Origin of the sequence: Pimelobacter simplex, assembly GCF_900114845.1 — a bacterium.
In the GTDB taxonomy this organism is placed as follows: Bacteria; Actinomycetota; Actinomycetes; order Propionibacteriales; family Nocardioidaceae; genus Nocardioides; species Nocardioides simplex.
On record NZ_FOUK01000002.1, the window covers coordinates 128876 to 145202 of the forward strand.

13 protein-coding genes are annotated in these 16327 nt (G+C 74.4%); 8 read left to right on the plus strand and 5 right to left on the minus strand.

The annotated features are described in order from the left end of the window. Positions 1-94: 94 nt before the first annotated feature. Together BM223_RS08225 and BM223_RS08230 are read right to left on the minus strand one after the other, a co-directional pair. Positions 95-886: an inositol monophosphatase family protein gene (locus BM223_RS08225; protein WP_038678501.1), complete on the minus strand. Its 792-nt coding sequence runs from the start codon at positions 884-886 to the stop codon at positions 95-97. Beyond that, positions 883-1977, minus strand: coding sequence for a ferrochelatase (locus BM223_RS08230; RefSeq protein WP_038678499.1), 1095 nt, complete (start codon positions 1975-1977; stop codon positions 883-885). Before BM223_RS08230 ends, BM223_RS08225 begins: the two co-directional genes overlap by 4 nt. Positions 1978-2009: 32 nt before the next feature. On the opposite strand from BM223_RS08230, the gene BM223_RS08235 reads away from it, so the two are divergent. From BM223_RS08235 to BM223_RS08255, 5 genes are all read left to right on the plus strand, one after another. Beyond that, positions 2010-3236, plus strand: a complete 1227-nt coding sequence (locus tag BM223_RS08235; RefSeq protein ID WP_052138519.1) for an MFS transporter — start codon at positions 2010-2012, stop codon at positions 3234-3236. After that, positions 3205-4524, plus strand: coding sequence for a D-arabinono-1,4-lactone oxidase (locus tag BM223_RS08240; protein WP_038678498.1), 1320 nt, complete (start codon positions 3205-3207; stop codon positions 4522-4524). The genes BM223_RS08235 and BM223_RS08240 overlap by 32 nt, the downstream gene beginning before the upstream one ends. Further along, entirely contained in the window at positions 4517-4954 is a 438-nt protein-coding gene (locus tag BM223_RS08245; protein ID WP_052138518.1) for a YchJ family protein, read from the plus strand. Before BM223_RS08240 ends, BM223_RS08245 begins: the two co-directional genes overlap by 8 nt. A gap of 103 nt (positions 4955-5057) precedes the next feature. After that, positions 5058-6059, plus strand: a complete 1002-nt coding sequence (sepH, locus tag BM223_RS08250; protein WP_158510196.1) for a septation protein SepH — start codon at positions 5058-5060, stop codon at positions 6057-6059. A gap of 46 nt (positions 6060-6105) precedes the next feature. After that, entirely contained in the window at positions 6106-8151 is a 2046-nt protein-coding gene (locus BM223_RS08255) for an SDR family oxidoreductase (RefSeq protein WP_038678494.1), read from the plus strand. A 4-nt stretch (positions 8152-8155) separates the two neighbouring features. On the opposite strand, the gene BM223_RS08260 is transcribed toward BM223_RS08255, so the two are convergent. Next, a complete protein-coding gene (locus BM223_RS08260; protein WP_052138517.1) occupies positions 8156-9004 on the minus strand; it encodes a sulfurtransferase in 849 nt (282 codons plus the stop codon). Positions 9005-9229: 225 nt separating this feature from the next. Between BM223_RS08260 and BM223_RS08265 the strand changes: the two genes are divergently transcribed. Continuing rightward, entirely contained in the window at positions 9230-9679 is a 450-nt protein-coding gene (locus BM223_RS08265; RefSeq protein WP_235319258.1) for a hypothetical protein, read from the plus strand. A 3-nt stretch (positions 9680-9682) separates the two neighbouring features. Here the strand turns inward: BM223_RS08265 and BM223_RS08270 are convergent, their stop codons facing one another. Together BM223_RS08270 and BM223_RS08275 are read right to left on the minus strand one after the other, a co-directional pair. Beyond that, entirely contained in the window at positions 9683-11143 is a 1461-nt protein-coding gene (locus BM223_RS08270) for a glutamate-cysteine ligase family protein (RefSeq protein ID WP_038678493.1), read from the minus strand. Positions 11144-11565: 422 nt separating this feature from the next. After that, positions 11566-12636, minus strand: coding sequence for a DUF4192 domain-containing protein (locus tag BM223_RS08275; RefSeq protein ID WP_038678491.1), 1071 nt, complete (start codon positions 12634-12636; stop codon positions 11566-11568). A 132-nt stretch (positions 12637-12768) separates the two neighbouring features. Between BM223_RS08275 and BM223_RS08280 the strand changes: the two genes are divergently transcribed. Together BM223_RS08280 and BM223_RS08285 are read left to right on the plus strand one after the other, a co-directional pair. Continuing rightward, positions 12769-14130 (plus strand): DNA polymerase IV, encoded by a 1362-nt coding sequence (locus tag BM223_RS08280; protein WP_038678489.1) that lies wholly within the window; start codon positions 12769-12771, stop codon positions 14128-14130. Positions 14131-14140: 10 nt separating this feature from the next. Further along, entirely contained in the window at positions 14141-16300 is a 2160-nt protein-coding gene (locus BM223_RS08285) for a S9 family peptidase (protein ID WP_038678487.1), read from the plus strand. Positions 16301-16327: the final 27 nt, after the last annotated feature.

Here is a 16327-nt window from a genome sequence, read left to right on the forward strand (position 1 = left end):
GGCGTGCGGATCGGCGCGGCAGATTGTGCACCATCGATCCAAGGTGTGACCACCCGGGTCGACGCGAGTCGGGGGAACAGTGACCGGGCGCCCGCTATTCCCGCAGGAAGCCGGCCGTCCGCACGGCGGACAGGAGCTCGTCGAAACCGTGCTCCGGGCCACACACCACGGCCTCGGTCCCGGCCGCCCCGACGGTCACCAGGAGGCGGGCCCCGGCGAGCTGCGCGATGAGCCCGCCGGCGGCGTGGTCCCACAGGTGGACCCCCTCCTCGACGTACCCGTCCAGGGCGCCCTCGGCCACCCGGCACAGGTCGAGCGCGCACGAGCCGGTCCGGCGCAGGTCGCGGATCTCGGGCAGCAGCCGAGCGGCGGCAGCGGCCTGGACCGTCCGCACCGGCCGGGTGTAGTTGAAGCCGGTCGCGACGAGGCGGTGGGCCAGCGGCGCCGGCCCGCGGGCGGCGATCGGCCGGCCGTTCCGGGTCGCCGCGCCCCCGCGGTGACCGGCATAGACCACTTGCTTGGCGACGTCGACGACCACACCGGCCACGACCTCGCCGTCGACCTCGGCGGCGACGGAGACGGCGTACTCGGGCAGGCCGTAGAGGAAGTTCACCGTGCCGTCGATCGGGTCGACGATCCAGCGCACCCCGGAGGTGCCGGTGACGTCGTCGCCCTCCTCTCCCAGGAAGCCGTCACCAGGACGGGCCTCGAGGATGAGCCGCCGGATCAGCTCCTCGCTGGCCCGGTCGGCCGCGGTGACGACGTCGACCTCGCTGGACTTGGTGGCCGCGACCGCGACTCCTCGGCCGGCATGCTCGCGGACCAGCGCGGCGGCCTCGCCGGCGACGTCCTCGGCGAGCCCGCGCAGCCCGGCCGGTCCGGTCATGCGGGCGCCGTCCGGGCGCCGAGGCAGCAGCCGGCCGGGCAGCGGTCGTGCGAGGGCCCCCGGACGCCGAGCGCCGGGCGCTCCGGCGCGTCCCCGCGCTCGACCGCCGCGCGCTCGAGCACCAGCTCGCGGACCGCGCCCACGAAGGCCGGGTGGATGCCCGCGGACGCCGCCCGGCGGGCGGGCAGGCCCAGCCGCTCGGCGGTGGCCAGTGCCTCGGTGTCGAGGTCGTAGACGACCTCCATGTGGTCGGAGACGAAGCCCACCGGGATCAGCACGACGGCGGCCGCGCCCTCGGCCGCCAGCTCCTCGAGGCGGTCGTTGACGTCGGGCTCGAGCCACGGGATGTGCGGCGCGCCCGAGCGCGAGCAGTAGACGAGCTCGTGCGGGTGCTCGACACCGGTGGCCGCCGCCACCTCCGCGGCGACGACGGCGGCCACGTCGAGGTGCTGGGCGACGTAGGCGCCGCCCTCGGGGCCGCTGCTGTCGCTCATCGAGATCGGGATGGAGTGGGTGACGAACACCAGCCGGGCCGCGTCGCGGACGTCGTCCGGCAGCTCGGCGAGCGCCGCGAGCACCCCGTCGGTGTTCGCGGTCACGAAGCCCGGGTGGTTGAAGTAGGCGCGGACCTTGTCGATCTGCGGCGCCACGACGTCGTCGGGCAGCGCGGCGAGCGCGGCGTCGATGTTGTCCCAGTACTGGCGGCAGCTCGACCACGACGAGTACGCCGACGTGGTCAGGCAGAGCACCCGGCGCACGCCGTCGGCGGCCATCTGCGCGACCGTGTCGTCGAGGAAGGGCGCCCAGTTGCGGTTGCCCCAGTAGACCGGCAGGTCGAGGCCGTGCTCGGCGAGGTCCTTCTCGACCGCCGCGATGAGCGCCTTGTTCTGGTCGTTGATCGGCGAGCGCCCGCCGAACAGGAAGTAGTGCTGGCCGACCTCCTCGAGCCGCTCGCGCGGGATCCCGCGACCGCGGGTGACGTTCTCGAGGAACGGCACGACGTCCTCGGGTCGCTCGGGTCCGCCGAACGAGAGCAGCAGCAGCGCGTCGTAGGGGTCGGTCGGTCGGGGGGTCGGGTCCGGATTCGGCACGGGACCAGCCTACGGAGGACGATGTCGGGACGATGTTGCAGACCTATCGCCAGATCTTCACCCCCGCGACCGCGCTGTTCAGCCTGACCGGTCTCGTCGCCCGTCTCCCGATCTCGATGGTCGGCCTCGGCATCGTCCTGCTCGCCGAGCACCAGACCGGCTCCTACGCCTTCGCCGGCTCGGTCTCGGCGGTCGCGCTCGTCGCCAACGCGTGCTTCGCGATCGTCCAGGGGCGGCTCATCGACCGGCTCGGGCAGAGCCGGGTGCTGCCCGTCGTGATCTCGGTGTGGGGCATCGGCCTCGCGCTCGCGATGGGCAGCCTGGAGTGGGACTGGCCGCGCTGGACGACGTACGCCTTCGCGGCGCTGGCCGGCGCCTCGCTCCCCTCGGTCGGCAGCTGCGTGCGCGCCCGCTGGTCGCACCACCTCGCCGACCGGCCCGAGCGGCTGCACACGGCGTTCTCGTACGAGGCGGTCGGCGACGAGACCGTCTTCCTGTTCGGCCCCATCGCGGTGACGGTGCTCGCGACCAGCGTGCACCCCGCGGCCGGGCTGTGGACCGCGCTGGCGTGCGGGCTGATCGGGACCTACGTGTTCGCCTCCCAGCGCGGCACCGAGCCGCCGGCGCACCCGCGGACCTCCGCCGAGGTCGCCCGGCCGCCGATGCCGTGGCGCGCGATCGCCCCGCTGACGCTGGTCTCGGCGGCGCTCGGCATCGTCTTCGGCGCGGCCGAGGTGGTCACCGTCGCGTTCGCCGACGAGCAGGGGCACAAGTCGCTGTCCGGCGTCCTGCTCGGCATCTGGGCCTTCGGCAGCCTGCTCGCCGGGGTCGTCTCCGGCGCGATCACCTGGCGCCGGGGTCCGCTGACCCGGCTGCGGATCGGTGCGTTCGGCATGATGCTCGCCGCCGCGCCCCTCGCCCTGGTCCCCAACCTCCCGCTGATGGCGCTGGTGCTGCTGCTCGGCGGCGTCGCGGTCTCCCCCACCCTCATCGCGGCCATGTCGCTGGCCGAGCAGGTGCTGCCGCCGGCCCGGCTCACCGAGGGGATGGCGTTCATCCAGACCGGCCTCGCCGTCGGCCTGGCGCCGGGCGCGGCGATCGCCGGCGTCGTGATCGACCACGCGGGCGCGTCCCCGGCGTACCTCGTGTGCCTGGTGGGCGGGACCCTGGCCCTGATCGGCGCGCTGCTGGTCAAGGTGGTGGCGGCGCCGGATAGCGTGCCTCCCCATGAGCACCCCGCAGCCGAGCGCCTGGCGTAACTGGTCGGGCCTGGAGTCGGCGACCGGCCTGGAGGTCGTCACCCCGGCCGACGCCGCCGAGGCCGCCGCCGTGGTGGCCCGTGCCCGCGCCGCCGGGCAGACGGTCAAGGCCGCCGGCACCGGCCACAGCTTCACCGGCATCGCGACCCCGCAGCACGTGCACCTGCGGCCGGACCGGATGCGCGGCATCGTCGCCGTCGACCGCTCGGCGATGACGGTGACCGCGCTCGCCGGGACCCAGCTCAAGGTGTTCAACGCCGAGCTGGCCCGGCTGGGGCTGAGCCTGCACAACATGGGCGACATCGCCGAGCAGACCCTGGCCGGCGCGATCTCCACCGGCACCCACGGCACCGGCGGTCGCGCCGGCGGTCTCGCCGCGCAGGTGGTCGGCCTCGAGCTGGTCACCGGCACCGGCGAGGTGCTGCGCGCCACCGCCACCGAGAACGCCGACGTCCTCGACCTGGCCCGGGTCGGTCTCGGCGCGCTCGGCGTCCTGGTCACGATCACGTTCGCGGTCGAGCCGCTCTTCCTGCTGCGCGCCGAGGAGCAGCCGATGTCGTGGGACGAGGCGATGGCGTCCTTCGACGACCTCACCGCGGCGCACGACCACGTCGACATGTACTGGTTCCCCCACTCCGACCGGATGCTCACCAAGCGCAACACCCGGGTCGGCACCGACCTCTCCGCCGCCGAGCCGCTCCCCCGCTGGCGCGCCTGGCTCGACGACGACCTGCTCTCCAACACCGTCTTCGGCGCCCAGACCGCCGCGCTCAACCTGGCGCCGCGCGCCATCCCGGCCGCCAACCGGTTCGCCTCGCGGCTGCTCGGGCCGCGCACCTACAGCGACATCGCGCACCGGGTGTTCACCACCGAGCGCAACGTGGTCTTCCGCGAGATGGAGTACGCCGTGCCCCGCGAGGTCGGCCTCGACGTCCTGCGCGAGTGCCGCGCCGCGTTCGAGCGCTCCGGGCTGACCGTCTCGTTCCCCGTCGAGATCCGGGTCGCACCCCCCGACGACGTGGCGCTGTCGACGTCGTACCGGCGCGACTCGTTCTACCTCGCCTTCCACACCCACCGCCGCGCCGACCACCGCGCCTACTTCGGGCTCCTCGAGCCGATCCTGCGCGCCCACGAGGGCCGGCCGCACTGGGGCAAGCTGCACACCCTGGGGGCCGACGACCTGGCGCCGCGCTACCCGCGCTTCGCCGACTTCGTCGCGCTGCGCGACCGGCTCGACCCCGACCGCGTGTTCGCCAACCCCTACCTCGACCGGGTGCTCGGTGCCTGAGCCGGCGTCCCCGGCGCGTCCGGCCTGCCCCTGCGACTCCGGGCGCACCTACGACGACTGCTGCCGTCCCTTCCACCGCAGCCCGGGCTCGGCGCCGACGGCCGAGGAGCTGATGCGCTCGCGCTACTCGGCGTTCGTCAAGGGGCTCGCGTCGTACCTGCTGCACACCTGGCACCCCGCCACCCGCCCGGCCTCCCTCGAGCTCGACGACCGGATCCGCTGGACCGGCCTCGAGGTGCTCGGCGCCGAGGGCGGCGGGATCGGCGAGAAGCGCGGCGTCGTCGAGTTCCTCGCCCACCACGACCTCGACGGCGTCCCCGGCGCCCTCCACGAGGTCAGCCGGTTCCGGCGCCAGGGCGAGATGTGGCTCTACGTCCGCGGCAAGGCCCGCTGGTCGCGGGCGACGAGCCCGCCCATTGTCGACAAATGACCGGCACGCCGGGCGCGGGTCCCGCTCCGGGCGGCCGCCGGGCGTAGGCTCGGCCGGACAGGCGACCAGCACGTGCAGACGACCCGAGGGAATGATGAGCGACATGGCGGACCAGGGCGGTACCGACCGCACCGACCGCCCCGTGCGCCTCACCCTCGCCGCGGGCTCCACCCCGCGCCGGCTGCAGCTGGTGGACGACCAGGGCACGACCTACACCCTCGACATCACGCCTGAGCTCCGCACCGCGGTGCGTGGTGAGACACCGCGTCGATTGGAGACCCCGATGAGCAGCAGCATCCGTCCTCGCGAGATCCAGGTCCGGATCCGTGCCGGCGAGACCGCCGAGGCGGTCGCCGAGGCAGCCGGGACCACGGTCGACGCGATCATGCCCTACGTCGGCCCGGTCCTCGCCGAGCGCGAGCACGTCGCCGGCCGCGCCCAGAAGGCCTCGGTCCGGCGGACCCCCGGCGAGGGCAACGGCCCCGCCCAGAGCCGCGTCCTCGGCGACGCCGTCGCCGCCCACCTGCGCGGGCGCGGCGCCGACCCGGCCGCCGTCGTGTGGGACGCCTACCGCCGCGACACCGGCCGCTGGGTGCTCACCGGCACCTTCGACACCGACGAGCGCGGCGGCGTCGCCCGGTTCACCTACGACGCCCCCGGCAACTACGTGCTCTCCGACAACGACGACGCCCGCTGGCTGATCGGCGACGTCCTGCCCGTCGCCGAGCCGGCCCCGCCGGCCCGCGACGACCTCCAGCAGGTCCGCGAGCGGCGGCTGGCCGCCGTCCCGGCCGAGGAGCTGCCGCTCGGCGACGCCGCGCTGCCCCTGGGCGACGCCTTCGACGAGGCGATCGACCTGAGCGCCGCCGTCGACCAGGCGCCCGCCGCCACTCCCGCGACCGCCGACGAGCCGCTGCGCGCCACCGCCGACGAGGTCGCCGCCGCGACCTCCACCTCCACTGACGGCGACGCCGGCGCCGATGCCGACGCGGAGGCCGAGGCCGAGGCCGAGCGCGCCCGGCACCGCCGTCCGGTGCAGAAGAAGCGGGGCCGCGCGTCCGTCCCGAGCTGGGACGAGATCATGTTCGGCGGCGGCGACCAGTAGGTCCCAGCCCGGTCCGCGACCGGGCAAAAGCGCGTAGCGTGCGCGCATGGCCTACTTCGTGACCGGCGCCACCGGCTTCATCGGGCGCCACCTCATCGCCGAGCTCGTCGACCACCGCGAGGGTCCGGTCTTCGTCCTCGTGCGCGCCTCGTCGCTGCCGCGCATGGAGGCGCTTGTGCGCCAGTGGGGCGCGGACCGGGTCCAGCCCGTCGTCGGCGACCTCACCCAGCCCGGCCTCGGCGTCGACCCCGGCTGGGTCGCCGAGCACGCCGGCTCGATCGACCACTTCTTCCACCTCGCCGCGATCTACGACATCACCGCCGACGACGCGACCAACGACGCGATGAACATCGACGGCACCCGCAACGCGCTGACCCTGGCCGAGTCGCTGCGGGCCGGCGTCTTCCACCAGGTGTCGTCGGTCGCGGCGGCCGGCGACTACCACGGCCGCTTCGACGAGACCATGTTCGAGGAGGGCCAGCCGCTGCCCTCGCCGTACCACCGCACGAAGTACGAGTCCGAGAAGATCGTCCGCGACGAGGCCACGATCCCGTGGCGGGTCTACCGGCCGGCGATCGTCGTCGGCCACTCCGAGACCGGCGCGATGGACAAGATCGACGGGCCCTACTACTTCTTCCCCGTCATCAAGCGGCTCCGCGACGCGCTGCCCGCCTGGCTCCCCCTCGTCGGCCTCGACCTCGGCGACACCAACCTGGTGCCGGTCGACTACGTCGCCAAGGCGATGGACCACCTCGCGCACGTCCCCGGCCACGACGGCGAGGCCTTCCACCTGGTCAACCCGGAGCCGCAGTCGGTCATCGAGATGATCAACGCCTTCTGCTCCGCCGCCGGCGCGCCCCGCTTCGCCACCCCCGTCGACCGCTCGGTCACCACCGCCGGACCCCTCGCGCTGCTCCCCCGCGCGCTGCGCCCGATCAACGTGATGAACGCCGTCATCCGCTCCGCGCCGGCCCAGCTCGTCCTCGACCAGACCGTCGGCCGGCTCGGCATCCCGGCCGAGGTGCTCGCCCACACCTCGTTCCCCTCGGTCTTCGACTCCCGCGCCACCGAGCGCGCCCTGGCCGGCTCCGGGATCAGCGTGCCGCCGCTCGAGACCTACGTCCGCGCCCTGTGGGGCTACTGGGAGGAGAACCTCGACGACGCGACCGGCCGTGACCCCAAGGCCGTCGCCGCCCTCAAGGACAAGTACGTCGTCATCACCGGCGCGTCGTCCGGCATCGGCCAGGTCGTCGCCCTCAAGGTCGCCCAGGCCGGCGGCATCCCGGTCCTCGTCGCCCGCGGCAAGGAGAAGCTCGAGGCCACCAGGGACATCATCGAGCTGCGCGGCGGACGCGCCGAGGTCTTCCCCTGCGACCTGTCCGACCTCGAGGCCATCGACCGGCTCTGCGAGCAGCTCAGCGCCGACCTGCCGAGCGTCGACTACGTCATCAACAACGCCGGCCGCTCGATCCGCCGCTCGCTCAAGCTGTCCCAGGACCGCTTCCACGACTTCGAGCGCACCATGCAGCTCAACTACTTCGGCGCCATCCGCCTGGTCATGGGCCTGATGCCCCAGCTGCACAGCCAGCGCTCCGGGCACATCGTCAACATCTCCTCGATCGGCGTGCAGACCAACCCGCCGCGCTTCTCGGCGTACGTCGCCTCGAAGGCCGCCCTCGACGCCTGGAGCAATGTCGTCTCCTCCGAGGTCGTCGGCCACGGGATCACCTTCACCAACGTGCACATGCCCCTGGTGCGGACGCCGATGATCGCGCCCACCAAGATCTACGACAAGTTCCCCACGATCTCCCCCGCCCAGGCCGCGGACGTGGTGATCAAGGCGATGGTCGACAAGCCCCACGAGATCAACACCGCCCTCGGCACCGCCGGCGAGCTCGCCCACACCATCGCCCCGCGGACGGCCTTCCGCGTCCTCAACCTCGCCTACCAGGTGTTCCCGGACTCCGCCGCCGCCAAGGGCCAGAAGCCCGCCTCGGCCGCCGCCGCGGCCGCCGAGGAGGCGCCCGCCTCGAACCACCGCGAGACCGAGCAGATGCTCCTCGCCCAGCTGTTCCGCGGCGTGCACTGGTGAGCGGCTAGGACCGCTCCACCGGCCGGCCCGGATCGGCCACCCACTCGCTCCAGCTGCCCGGGTAGAGCGCGGCCCGCACCCCCGCGAGCTCCAACGCGAGGACGTCGTGCGCGGCCGTCACCCCGGACCCGCAGTAGACCGCCACGTCCACCCCCGGCACCGCCCCGACCTCCGCGTAGACCGCCGCCAGCTCGGCCGGGTCCCGGAACCGGCCCCGCTCGTCGAGGTTCCGGCTGGTCGGGACGTTCACCGCCCCCGGGACGTGGCCCGCCACCGGGTCGATCGGCTCCACCTCGCCGCGATAGCGCTCCGCCGCCCGGGCGTCCACCAGCACCGCCGCCTGCCGGACCGTGCCGGCGTCGACGGCCGGCAGCGCGCCCGGACGTGCGGTGAACGTGCCGCTGCTCCGGCCGCCTCGCTCATCCTGCCCGTCTCGCCCGGTCTCGATCGGGCCGCCGGCCTCCTGCCAGGCCGACCAGCCGCCGTCGAGGACGCGGACGTCCTGGTGCCCGTGGTACCGCAGCAGCCACCAGCACCGCGCCGCCGCATGACCGGCCCAGTCGTCGTACACCACCACGGGACGGTCGTCGCGCACCCCCACCTCCCGCATCGCCGCCTGGAAGTCGGCGACCTCCGGCAGCGGATGGCGCCCCCGCCCGCCGTCGCCGGCCGGCGCCGCGAGCGCCCGGTCGAGGTCGACGTACGCGGCGCCGGGGACGTGGCCCGCCGCGAACGCCGTCACCCCGGACGGACCGCCGCCCATCCGGTAGCGGACGTCCAGCACGGTCACCTCCGCCTGCTCCCCCACCACCTGCAGCAGCTCGTCGACCCCGATCAGCCCGGACCTCGTCATGGCGCCAGCCTAGGCAGTCGCTCGTCCGACGCTGGTCCTGCCCGGTCGATGCCGCCGGCCCTGTGGAGGAGCCGCCCGCCGCGGCGCCGGATCGGGCAGGCTCCCACCATGTCCGCCGCGTCACCCGCGCCCCCTGCCTCCCCTGGGTCGTCCGCGTCCCCTGGGACGTCTGCGTCTCTGGCGGTCTCGACGGGGACCGCGGCTCGGCCCGGGATCCAGGCGCCGGTGCCCCACCTGCTCCAGCGGGTGCTGCGCCGGGCGGTCCTGGAGCACGCAGCCGGCGAGGCGAGGCGGCGCTACCCCGCGGTCCTGCACGCCGGCCTGCCCTGCGGCGGACCGGCCGAGCACCGCAGCTTCGAGGTCCGCCATGGCGAGCGACTCGACCTCGCCCTGCGGATCGAGATCGTCGAGGCGCTCTGCCGCGACAGCCTGGACCGCGGCGTCGTCCCGCTGCTGTGGCTGACCCGCCCGGTGGACGGTCCCGACCTCGAGGACCTCGCCTGGGCCGCCGCCGTCGGCGCGGCCGGACCCGAGCTCGGCGTCACGCTCGACCTGGTCGTGGTGACCCGGCGGTCCTGGCGGGACCCGCGCTCAGGGGTCGGCCGGACCTGGAGCCGGGTCCGGCCGGCCGGCGCCGCTGCCGCGGCTGCCGGCGCTGCCGCCGAGGCCGGGTGAGCGTCACCAGGTGTGGACCGGCTGGTTGTCGTGCATCCGGGCGCGGTAGTCGGCGAGGACCGCGCGCAGGGCGTCGTACCGGTCGGCGTCGGAGCGCTCGTTGACCTGGCGGACGAACCAGTCGGCGGCGTTGGTCCCGCTCAGGCAGCGCTGCTCGATGATGTCGAGGTAGCGGTTCGCCTCCGCCTCCTCGACGCCCCACAGCGCCAGACCCTCGCGCGCCAGCGGCAGCAGGCGTCGTACGACGAGCTCGGTGGCGCGGACCCGGCCCAGCCCCGGCCAGTAGATCTCGGCGTTGATGCCGTCGCGGGCCGCGGCGTGGAAGTTCTCCTCGGCCGCGCTGAACGACATCTGCGACCACAGCGGCCGGTCGTTCTCGGCGATCGCGCGGACCAGGCCGAAGTAGAACGCCGCATTGGCCACCGTGTCGACGACGGTCGGCCCGGCGGCGAGGATCCGGTTCTCGACGCGCAGGTGCGGCAGGCCGCCGGTGATGTCGTAGACCGGGCGGTTCCACCGGTAGATCGTCCCGTTGTGCAGGCGCAGCTCGGACAGGTTCGGCGTCCCCCCGGCCTCGAGGACGGTGAGCGGGTCCTCCTCGTCGATCACCGGCAGCAGCGCCGGGAAGTAGCGCACGTTCTCCTCGAACAGGTCGAACACCGACGTGATCCACCGCTCGCCGAACCACACCCGCGGCCGGACCCCCTGCACCTTGAGCTCCTCGGCACGCGTGTCGGTCGCCTGCTCGAAGAGCGGGATCCGGGTCTCGGCCCACAGCTGCTTGCCCAGGAGGTACGGCGCATTGGCCGCCACCGCGATCTGCACGCCGGCGATCGCCTGCGAGGCGTTCCAGTACGACGCGAACCGCTCCGGGCTCACCTGCACGTGGAACTGGGTGCTCGTGCACGCCGCCTCCGGCATGATCGTGTCGACCGTCGTCCGCAGCCGCTCGACCCCCTGGATGTCGATCAGGATGTCCTCGCCACGCGCCCGTAGGATCTGCTCGCTGAGCAGCCGGTAGCGCGGGTTGGCGCTGATCACGTCCGCCTCGAGGTGCTCGGGCGCCAGCGTCGGCAGGATCCCGATCATCACCAGGTGCGCGTCGACCGCCGCGGCCCGCTTCTCGGCGTTGTTGAGGCTGGCCCGCAGCTGGGTCTCGTACAGCTCGAGCCCACCCCTAGCCAGCGGACCCGGCGGCAGGTTGAGCTCGATGTTGAACTGACCGAGCTCGGTCTGGAAGTCCGGGTCCTCGATCGCCGCCAGCACCTCGGCATTGCGCAGCGCCGGGTCCCCCGCGCCGTCGACGAGGTTGAGCTCCACCTCGATGCCGGTCCACGGATCGTCAGTGTCGAAGGCCGACTCGCGCAGCATCCGCTCGAACACGTCGAGGCAGCGGCGGACCTTGTCCCGGTAGCGGGTCCGGTCGGCGGGGGTGAACTCCTGGGGCGCGACGTCATCTCCCATGGGCCGACACTAGACAGAACCGGGGCGGGGAGCGAGCGTTCGTCCGCGGGGCGAGTCGGCGTCGGGGGTGGGGCACGGTCGTCCGAGGTGGTTGGGAGCCGGGTCGGTAGCGGGTGCGGCGGCTGCGGCGGGTGTGGGAGCGGCTTCGTGGGCGACGCGCGGGCTTTGGGGGCGCGGGCTGGTCGGGTCGGGTTGGCGCGCCGTTGTCCGGAGGCCAGCTAACCCGTGGCCGGTCCAAGGTCGCGGCGGGGCCGGGCAGGCGGCGCTGAGTACGCGCATGGTCGTCCGGGAACCCGCAGACCGCAGACCGCAAGGGCGGCTCGCCCGCCACGGCGGCCGGGCCGCCACGCAGCGGGCGCCGTGGGCCACGGCGCCGGGAGCAGCGGCTCGTCGGGCGCCGGGGTTCGTGCCGCCCCGCCCCACTACGGCGGCTCTTCCGTGGGGGCCGCGGACGGCGGGAGCGGGGTGGCGGGTGGGAGGCCGGCGGACCAGTCGAAGTCGGCGCTCCACTGGTCCGGGGAGACGGCGTTCTCGAGGAGGAGGGCGAGGTAGGCGGCGAGCCGGTAGGCGGGGTCGGTACGGCGGCAGCGGTCGAGGGCGGCCCAGGCGAGGGCGCCGTCGCCGGACTGCCAGGCGGCCCAGGCGAGGAGGGCGGCCGGCGCTGGGAGGAGGGGGTCCGGGGCGCGGCGGACGGCGTCGGACCAGATCCGGAGGTGGGCGGACGCGGTGGCGGAGGTGAGGTGGGACCAGGCGGCGTCGCGGACCCGGGGCGCCTGCATGACCCACAGGAGGCGGGCCAGGTCGGCGTCGGTGGGAAGGATCGCGCTCTCGACCAGGTCGGTGACGGTGGCCAGCGCCCAGCGGCCGGCGTCGCGGATCGCGCGGCCGGTGGTGGGGATGCCGTGGTCGGCGTGGCGTCCGTCGACCAGGGCGGCGGTGACGGCGGCCGCGGCGGCGGGCCGCTGGGCGAGAGAGTCGACCATGGCGTCGCGGGTCGGGTGGACGAGGCGGCCGGAGGCGAGGGCGTCGCGGATGAAGGGGTGCGCCGAGATGTCGTAGGGGTGCCGTCGGCGGCGCACGGTCGGGTCCGGGTGCTCGAGCTGGCGGTAGTGGGTGCCGTCGGCGAGCAGCGCGGTGACGATGCCGAGGCCGCGGCGGGCGCAGGAGCGGCGCAGTGCCCGGTGGACGGCGGCCGCCGCCGCGGGCTCGTCGGTGAAGTAGAGGAGCACGACGCGGACCGCGCCGTGGCGCCGGGCGGGCACGAGGAGGCGGGTGTCGAGGAGGCGGCGCACGGCGGGGCTCTGCTCGTCGATCGGGGGCAGGTCGATGCGGGCGTGGAAGGGCCGGCGGCCGCCGAGGGTGAGCATGACGATCGAGCGCTCCGGCCAGAACCCGAGCAGCACGGGGGCGACGGCGAGGAGGTCGTCGGTGTCGTGGGCGGTGAGGGAGAGGGGCGTGGCGGTGGTGGGGGCGGTGGGCGAGGCGGTGGTCATGGGAGAAGCGTCGGTGGAGGGGTGGGTGGGGGCGGGGTGGCGAGGTGGGGGCTGTGGAGAGGGCGGGGGGTGGGGAGGGGCTGTGGAGGTTCCGGGGTCGGTGGTGGGGTGGGAGACGACTAACGTGACGCCGTGCGCGCCCACGCTTCGGTCCTCCACCTGGACCTCGATGCGTTCTTCGCGGCGGTCGAGCAGCGTGACAAGCCGTCGCTGCGGGGCAAGCCGGTGGTCGTGGGTGGGGTCGGCGGCCGCGGGGTGGTGTCGACGGCGTCCTACGAGGCCCGCGCGTACGGCGTCCGGTCGGCCATGTCGACCCGGGAGGCGCGCGCCCGCTGCCCGCACGCGGCGTACCTGTCCGGCCGCTTCGATGCCTACCGCGCGTCGAGTGCCGCGGTGATGGCGGTGCTGCGCGCGTGCTCGCCCCTGGTCGAGCCGCTCTCGCTGGACGAGGCGTTCGTCGACCTCGCCGAGGCCGGCCTGCCCGACCTCGAGCTGGCGACGGTGACCGCGCAGGCCGAGGAGCTGCGGGCCCGGGTCCACGAGGTGACCGGCGGCCTGACCGCATCGGTGGGCGTGGCGTCGTCGAAGTTCCTGGCCAAGATCGCCAGCGACCTGCGCAAACCCGACGGCCTCGTCGTGATCGAGCCCGGCACCGAGCTGGAGATGCTCCGCCCGATGCACGTGTCGGTGATCCCCGGCGTGGGACCGGCGACGGTCGAGCGGCTGCGGCGCGCGGGCGTCCACACGGTCGCCGAGCTGGAGCGGATCAGCCAGGACGAGCTGGTCAGCCTCGTCGGCAAGGCACTGGGCCAGGGCCTCTACCACCTGGCGCGCGCCGAGGACGACCGTCCGGTGGTCGCCGACCGGGAGGCGAAGTCGGTGAGCGTCGAGGGCACCTACGAGCACGACCTCACCGACCGCCCGCAGATGACCGCGATCGTGACCCGGCAGGCCGGCGAGGTCGCGAAGCGGCTGCGCTCCCACGGCCTGTCCGGCCGGACCGTCACGCTCAAGGTCCGGCTCTACGACTTCACCACGCTGAGCCGCTCGTCGACGCTCCCGGCGCCGACCGACGACCCGGCGACCATCGCCCGGCTGGCCCGCGCGCTGCTCACCGACCTCGACACCTCAGGCGGCGTCCGGCTCCTGGGCGTGGGCGTCTCGGGGCTGGCCGACTGGATCCAGGAGGACCTGTTCGCCACGTCCGACGAGGACGCCGGCGAGAGCGACCAGGCGCCCGCCGACGACGTCCCCGCCGAGCCCGAGCCCGACCAGGCCGGCGCCAAGTGGACCGGGACGGCGTGGTCGCCCGGCATGGACGTCGTCCACGCGGAGCACGGTCGCGGCTGGGTCTGGGGCGCCGGCAAGGGCGTGGTGACGGTCCGCTTCGAGACCGCCGAGACGCCGCCGGGACCGGTCCGCTCCTTCCGCGCCGACGACCCCGAGCTGAGCCGGTGGCGGCCGCCGGAGACGGAGCAACCGGACCCGCAGTAGCGTTCGGCGCATGCCCGTCCCCCCAGTCGCCCCGCGCCACCCCGTCACCACGACGCTGCACGGCCACACCCGCACCGACGAGTACGAGTGGCTGCGCGCGAAGGAGGACCCGGCGGTGCTCGCCCACCTGGAGGCCGAGAACGCCTACACCCAGGAGCGCACCGCCCACCTGGCCGACCTGCGCGGCGCGATCTACGACGAGATCAAGGCCCGCACGCTCGAGACCGACCTGTCGGTCCCGACCCGGGTGCGCGGCTTCTGGTACTACGGGCGCTCCTTCGAGGGCCGCCAGTACGGCGCCAGCTGCCGCGTCCCGGTGACCGACCCGGACGACTGGACTCCCCCGCAGCCCGCGGCCGACGCGCACCCCGACGAGCCCGCGCTGCCCGGCGAGGAGGTGCTGCTCGACCTCGACGAGCTCGCCCAGGGCCACGACTTCTTCTCGATGGGCGGCTCGTCGGTCAGCCCCGACGACCGCCTCCTCGCGTACGCCGTCGACGTCGTCGGCGACGAGCGCTACACGGTGCGCGTGCTCGACCTCGGCACCCGCGAGCTGCACGACGACGTGCTGACCGACGTCCTGGGGGGCGTCACGTGGGGGGCCTCGGCCGACCACTTCTACTACACGACCGTCGACGACGCGTGGCGCCCGGACAAGGTCTGGCGGCACCGCCTCGGCACCGCCCAGGCCGACGACGAGCTGGTCTTCCACGAGCCCGACGGACGCTACTTCGTGGGCGTCGGGCGCACCCGCAGCCGCCGCTACGTGATGATCGCGGCCAGCTCGAAGACGACCTCGGAGTTCCACGTCATCGACGCCGCCGACCCGACCGCCACGCCGGTCTGCTTCGCCGAGCGCACTGACGGCGTCGAGTACTCGCTGGAGCACGCCGTGGTCGGCGGCGAGGACCGCTTCCTCGTCCTGCACAACGCCACCGGACCCGAGTTCGAGCTGGGCCACGCGCCCGCGAGCCCGACCGCCCCCGCCGACTGGCAGCCGCTGCTCCCCCACGACCTCGCGGTCCGGCTCGAGGACGTCGACGCGTTCGCCGACCACCTCGTCGTCCAGCAGCGCAGCAACGGCAGCTCGCAGGTCCGGATCCTCGACCTGGGCGACGACCCGGCCCACCCGGTCACGGCCGACCGCTTCGTGGAGTTCCCCGGCGAGCTGGCCACCGTCGGCGCGGGCAGCAACCCCGCCTTCGAGCAGCCCACCATCCGGGTCGGGATGACCAGCCTCAGCCGCCCCTCGGCCGTCTACGACCACGACCTGCGCACGGGCGAGCTCGTGCTGCGCAAGCAGGCGCCCGTCCTGGGCGGGTACGACGCCGACGAGTACGAGGAGCACCGCCTCTGGGCGACATCCGTTGACGGCGTCCAGGTGCCGATCTCGCTGGTGGTCCGCAAGGGCGTGCGCGGCGCCGCGGGCACCGACCCGATCCCTGTCCACCTCTACGGGTACGGCGCCTACGAGGCCTCGATCGACCCGTACTTCTCGGTCAGCCGGCTCTCCGTGCTCGACCGGGGCGCCGCGTTCGCGATCGCGCACATCCGGGGCGGCGGCGAGATGGGCCGGCACTGGTACGACGACGGCAAGCTCGCCCACAAGCAGCACACCTTCGACGACTTCATCGCCTCCGCGCGCCACCTGGTCGAGACCGGCTGGACCACCGCCGAGCAGATCGTCGGCGAGGGCGCGAGCGCCGGCGGCCTCCTCATCGGCGCCGTCGCCAACCAGGCGCCCGAGGCCTTCGGCGGCCTCGTGGCCGGCGTGCCGTTCGTCGACACGCTCACCACGATGCTCGACGCGACCCTCCCCCTGACCATCCCCGAGTACGACGAGTGGGGCAACCCGTCCGACGACCCCGTCGCCTACGAGCGGATCGCCGGCTACGCCCCCTACGAGAACGTCGCCGACCTCCCCTACCCCGCGATCCTGGCCGAGACCTCACTCAACGACACCCGCGTCCTCTACGTCGAGGCCGCCAAGTGGGTCGCCCGGCTGCGCGAGCGGGCGCCGCAGGCCGACGTCCTGCTGCGCACCGAGATGGCGGCCGGGCACGGCGGCGTCTCGGGGCGCTACCGGGCCTGGGAGGAGCGGGCGTTCACGCTGGCGTGGATCCTGGACCGGCTGGGGCTGGCCGACCGGCCGCTGCTGGGTTCCCCGTAGAAGCCGGCAGCGCGGCGGGAGACGGCA

Excerpts from the sequence above, each read along its gene's own strand:
- BM223_RS08225 (WP_038678501.1), bottom strand. The coding sequence starts at position 886 with ATGACCGGACCGGCCGGGCTGCGCGGGCTCGCCGAGGACGTCGCCGGC.
- BM223_RS08235 (WP_052138519.1), top strand. The coding sequence starts at position 2,010 with ATGTTGCAGACCTATCGCCAGATCTTCACCCCCGCGACCGCGCTGTTC.
- BM223_RS08240 (WP_038678498.1), top strand. The coding sequence starts at position 3,205 with ATGAGCACCCCGCAGCCGAGCGCCTGGCGTAACTGGTCGGGCCTGGAG.
- sepH (WP_158510196.1), top strand. The coding sequence starts at position 5,058 with ATGGCGGACCAGGGCGGTACCGACCGCACCGACCGCCCCGTGCGCCTC.
- BM223_RS08255 (WP_038678494.1), top strand. The coding sequence starts at position 6,106 with ATGGCCTACTTCGTGACCGGCGCCACCGGCTTCATCGGGCGCCACCTC.
- BM223_RS08260 (WP_052138517.1), bottom strand. The coding sequence starts at position 9,004 with ATGACGAGGTCCGGGCTGATCGGGGTCGACGAGCTGCTGCAGGTGGTG.
- BM223_RS08270 (WP_038678493.1), bottom strand. The coding sequence starts at position 11,143 with ATGGGAGATGACGTCGCGCCCCAGGAGTTCACCCCCGCCGACCGGACC.
- BM223_RS08275 (WP_038678491.1), bottom strand. The coding sequence starts at position 12,636 with ATGACCACCGCCTCGCCCACCGCCCCCACCACCGCCACGCCCCTCTCC.
- BM223_RS08285 (WP_038678487.1), top strand. The coding sequence starts at position 14,141 with ATGCCCGTCCCCCCAGTCGCCCCGCGCCACCCCGTCACCACGACGCTG.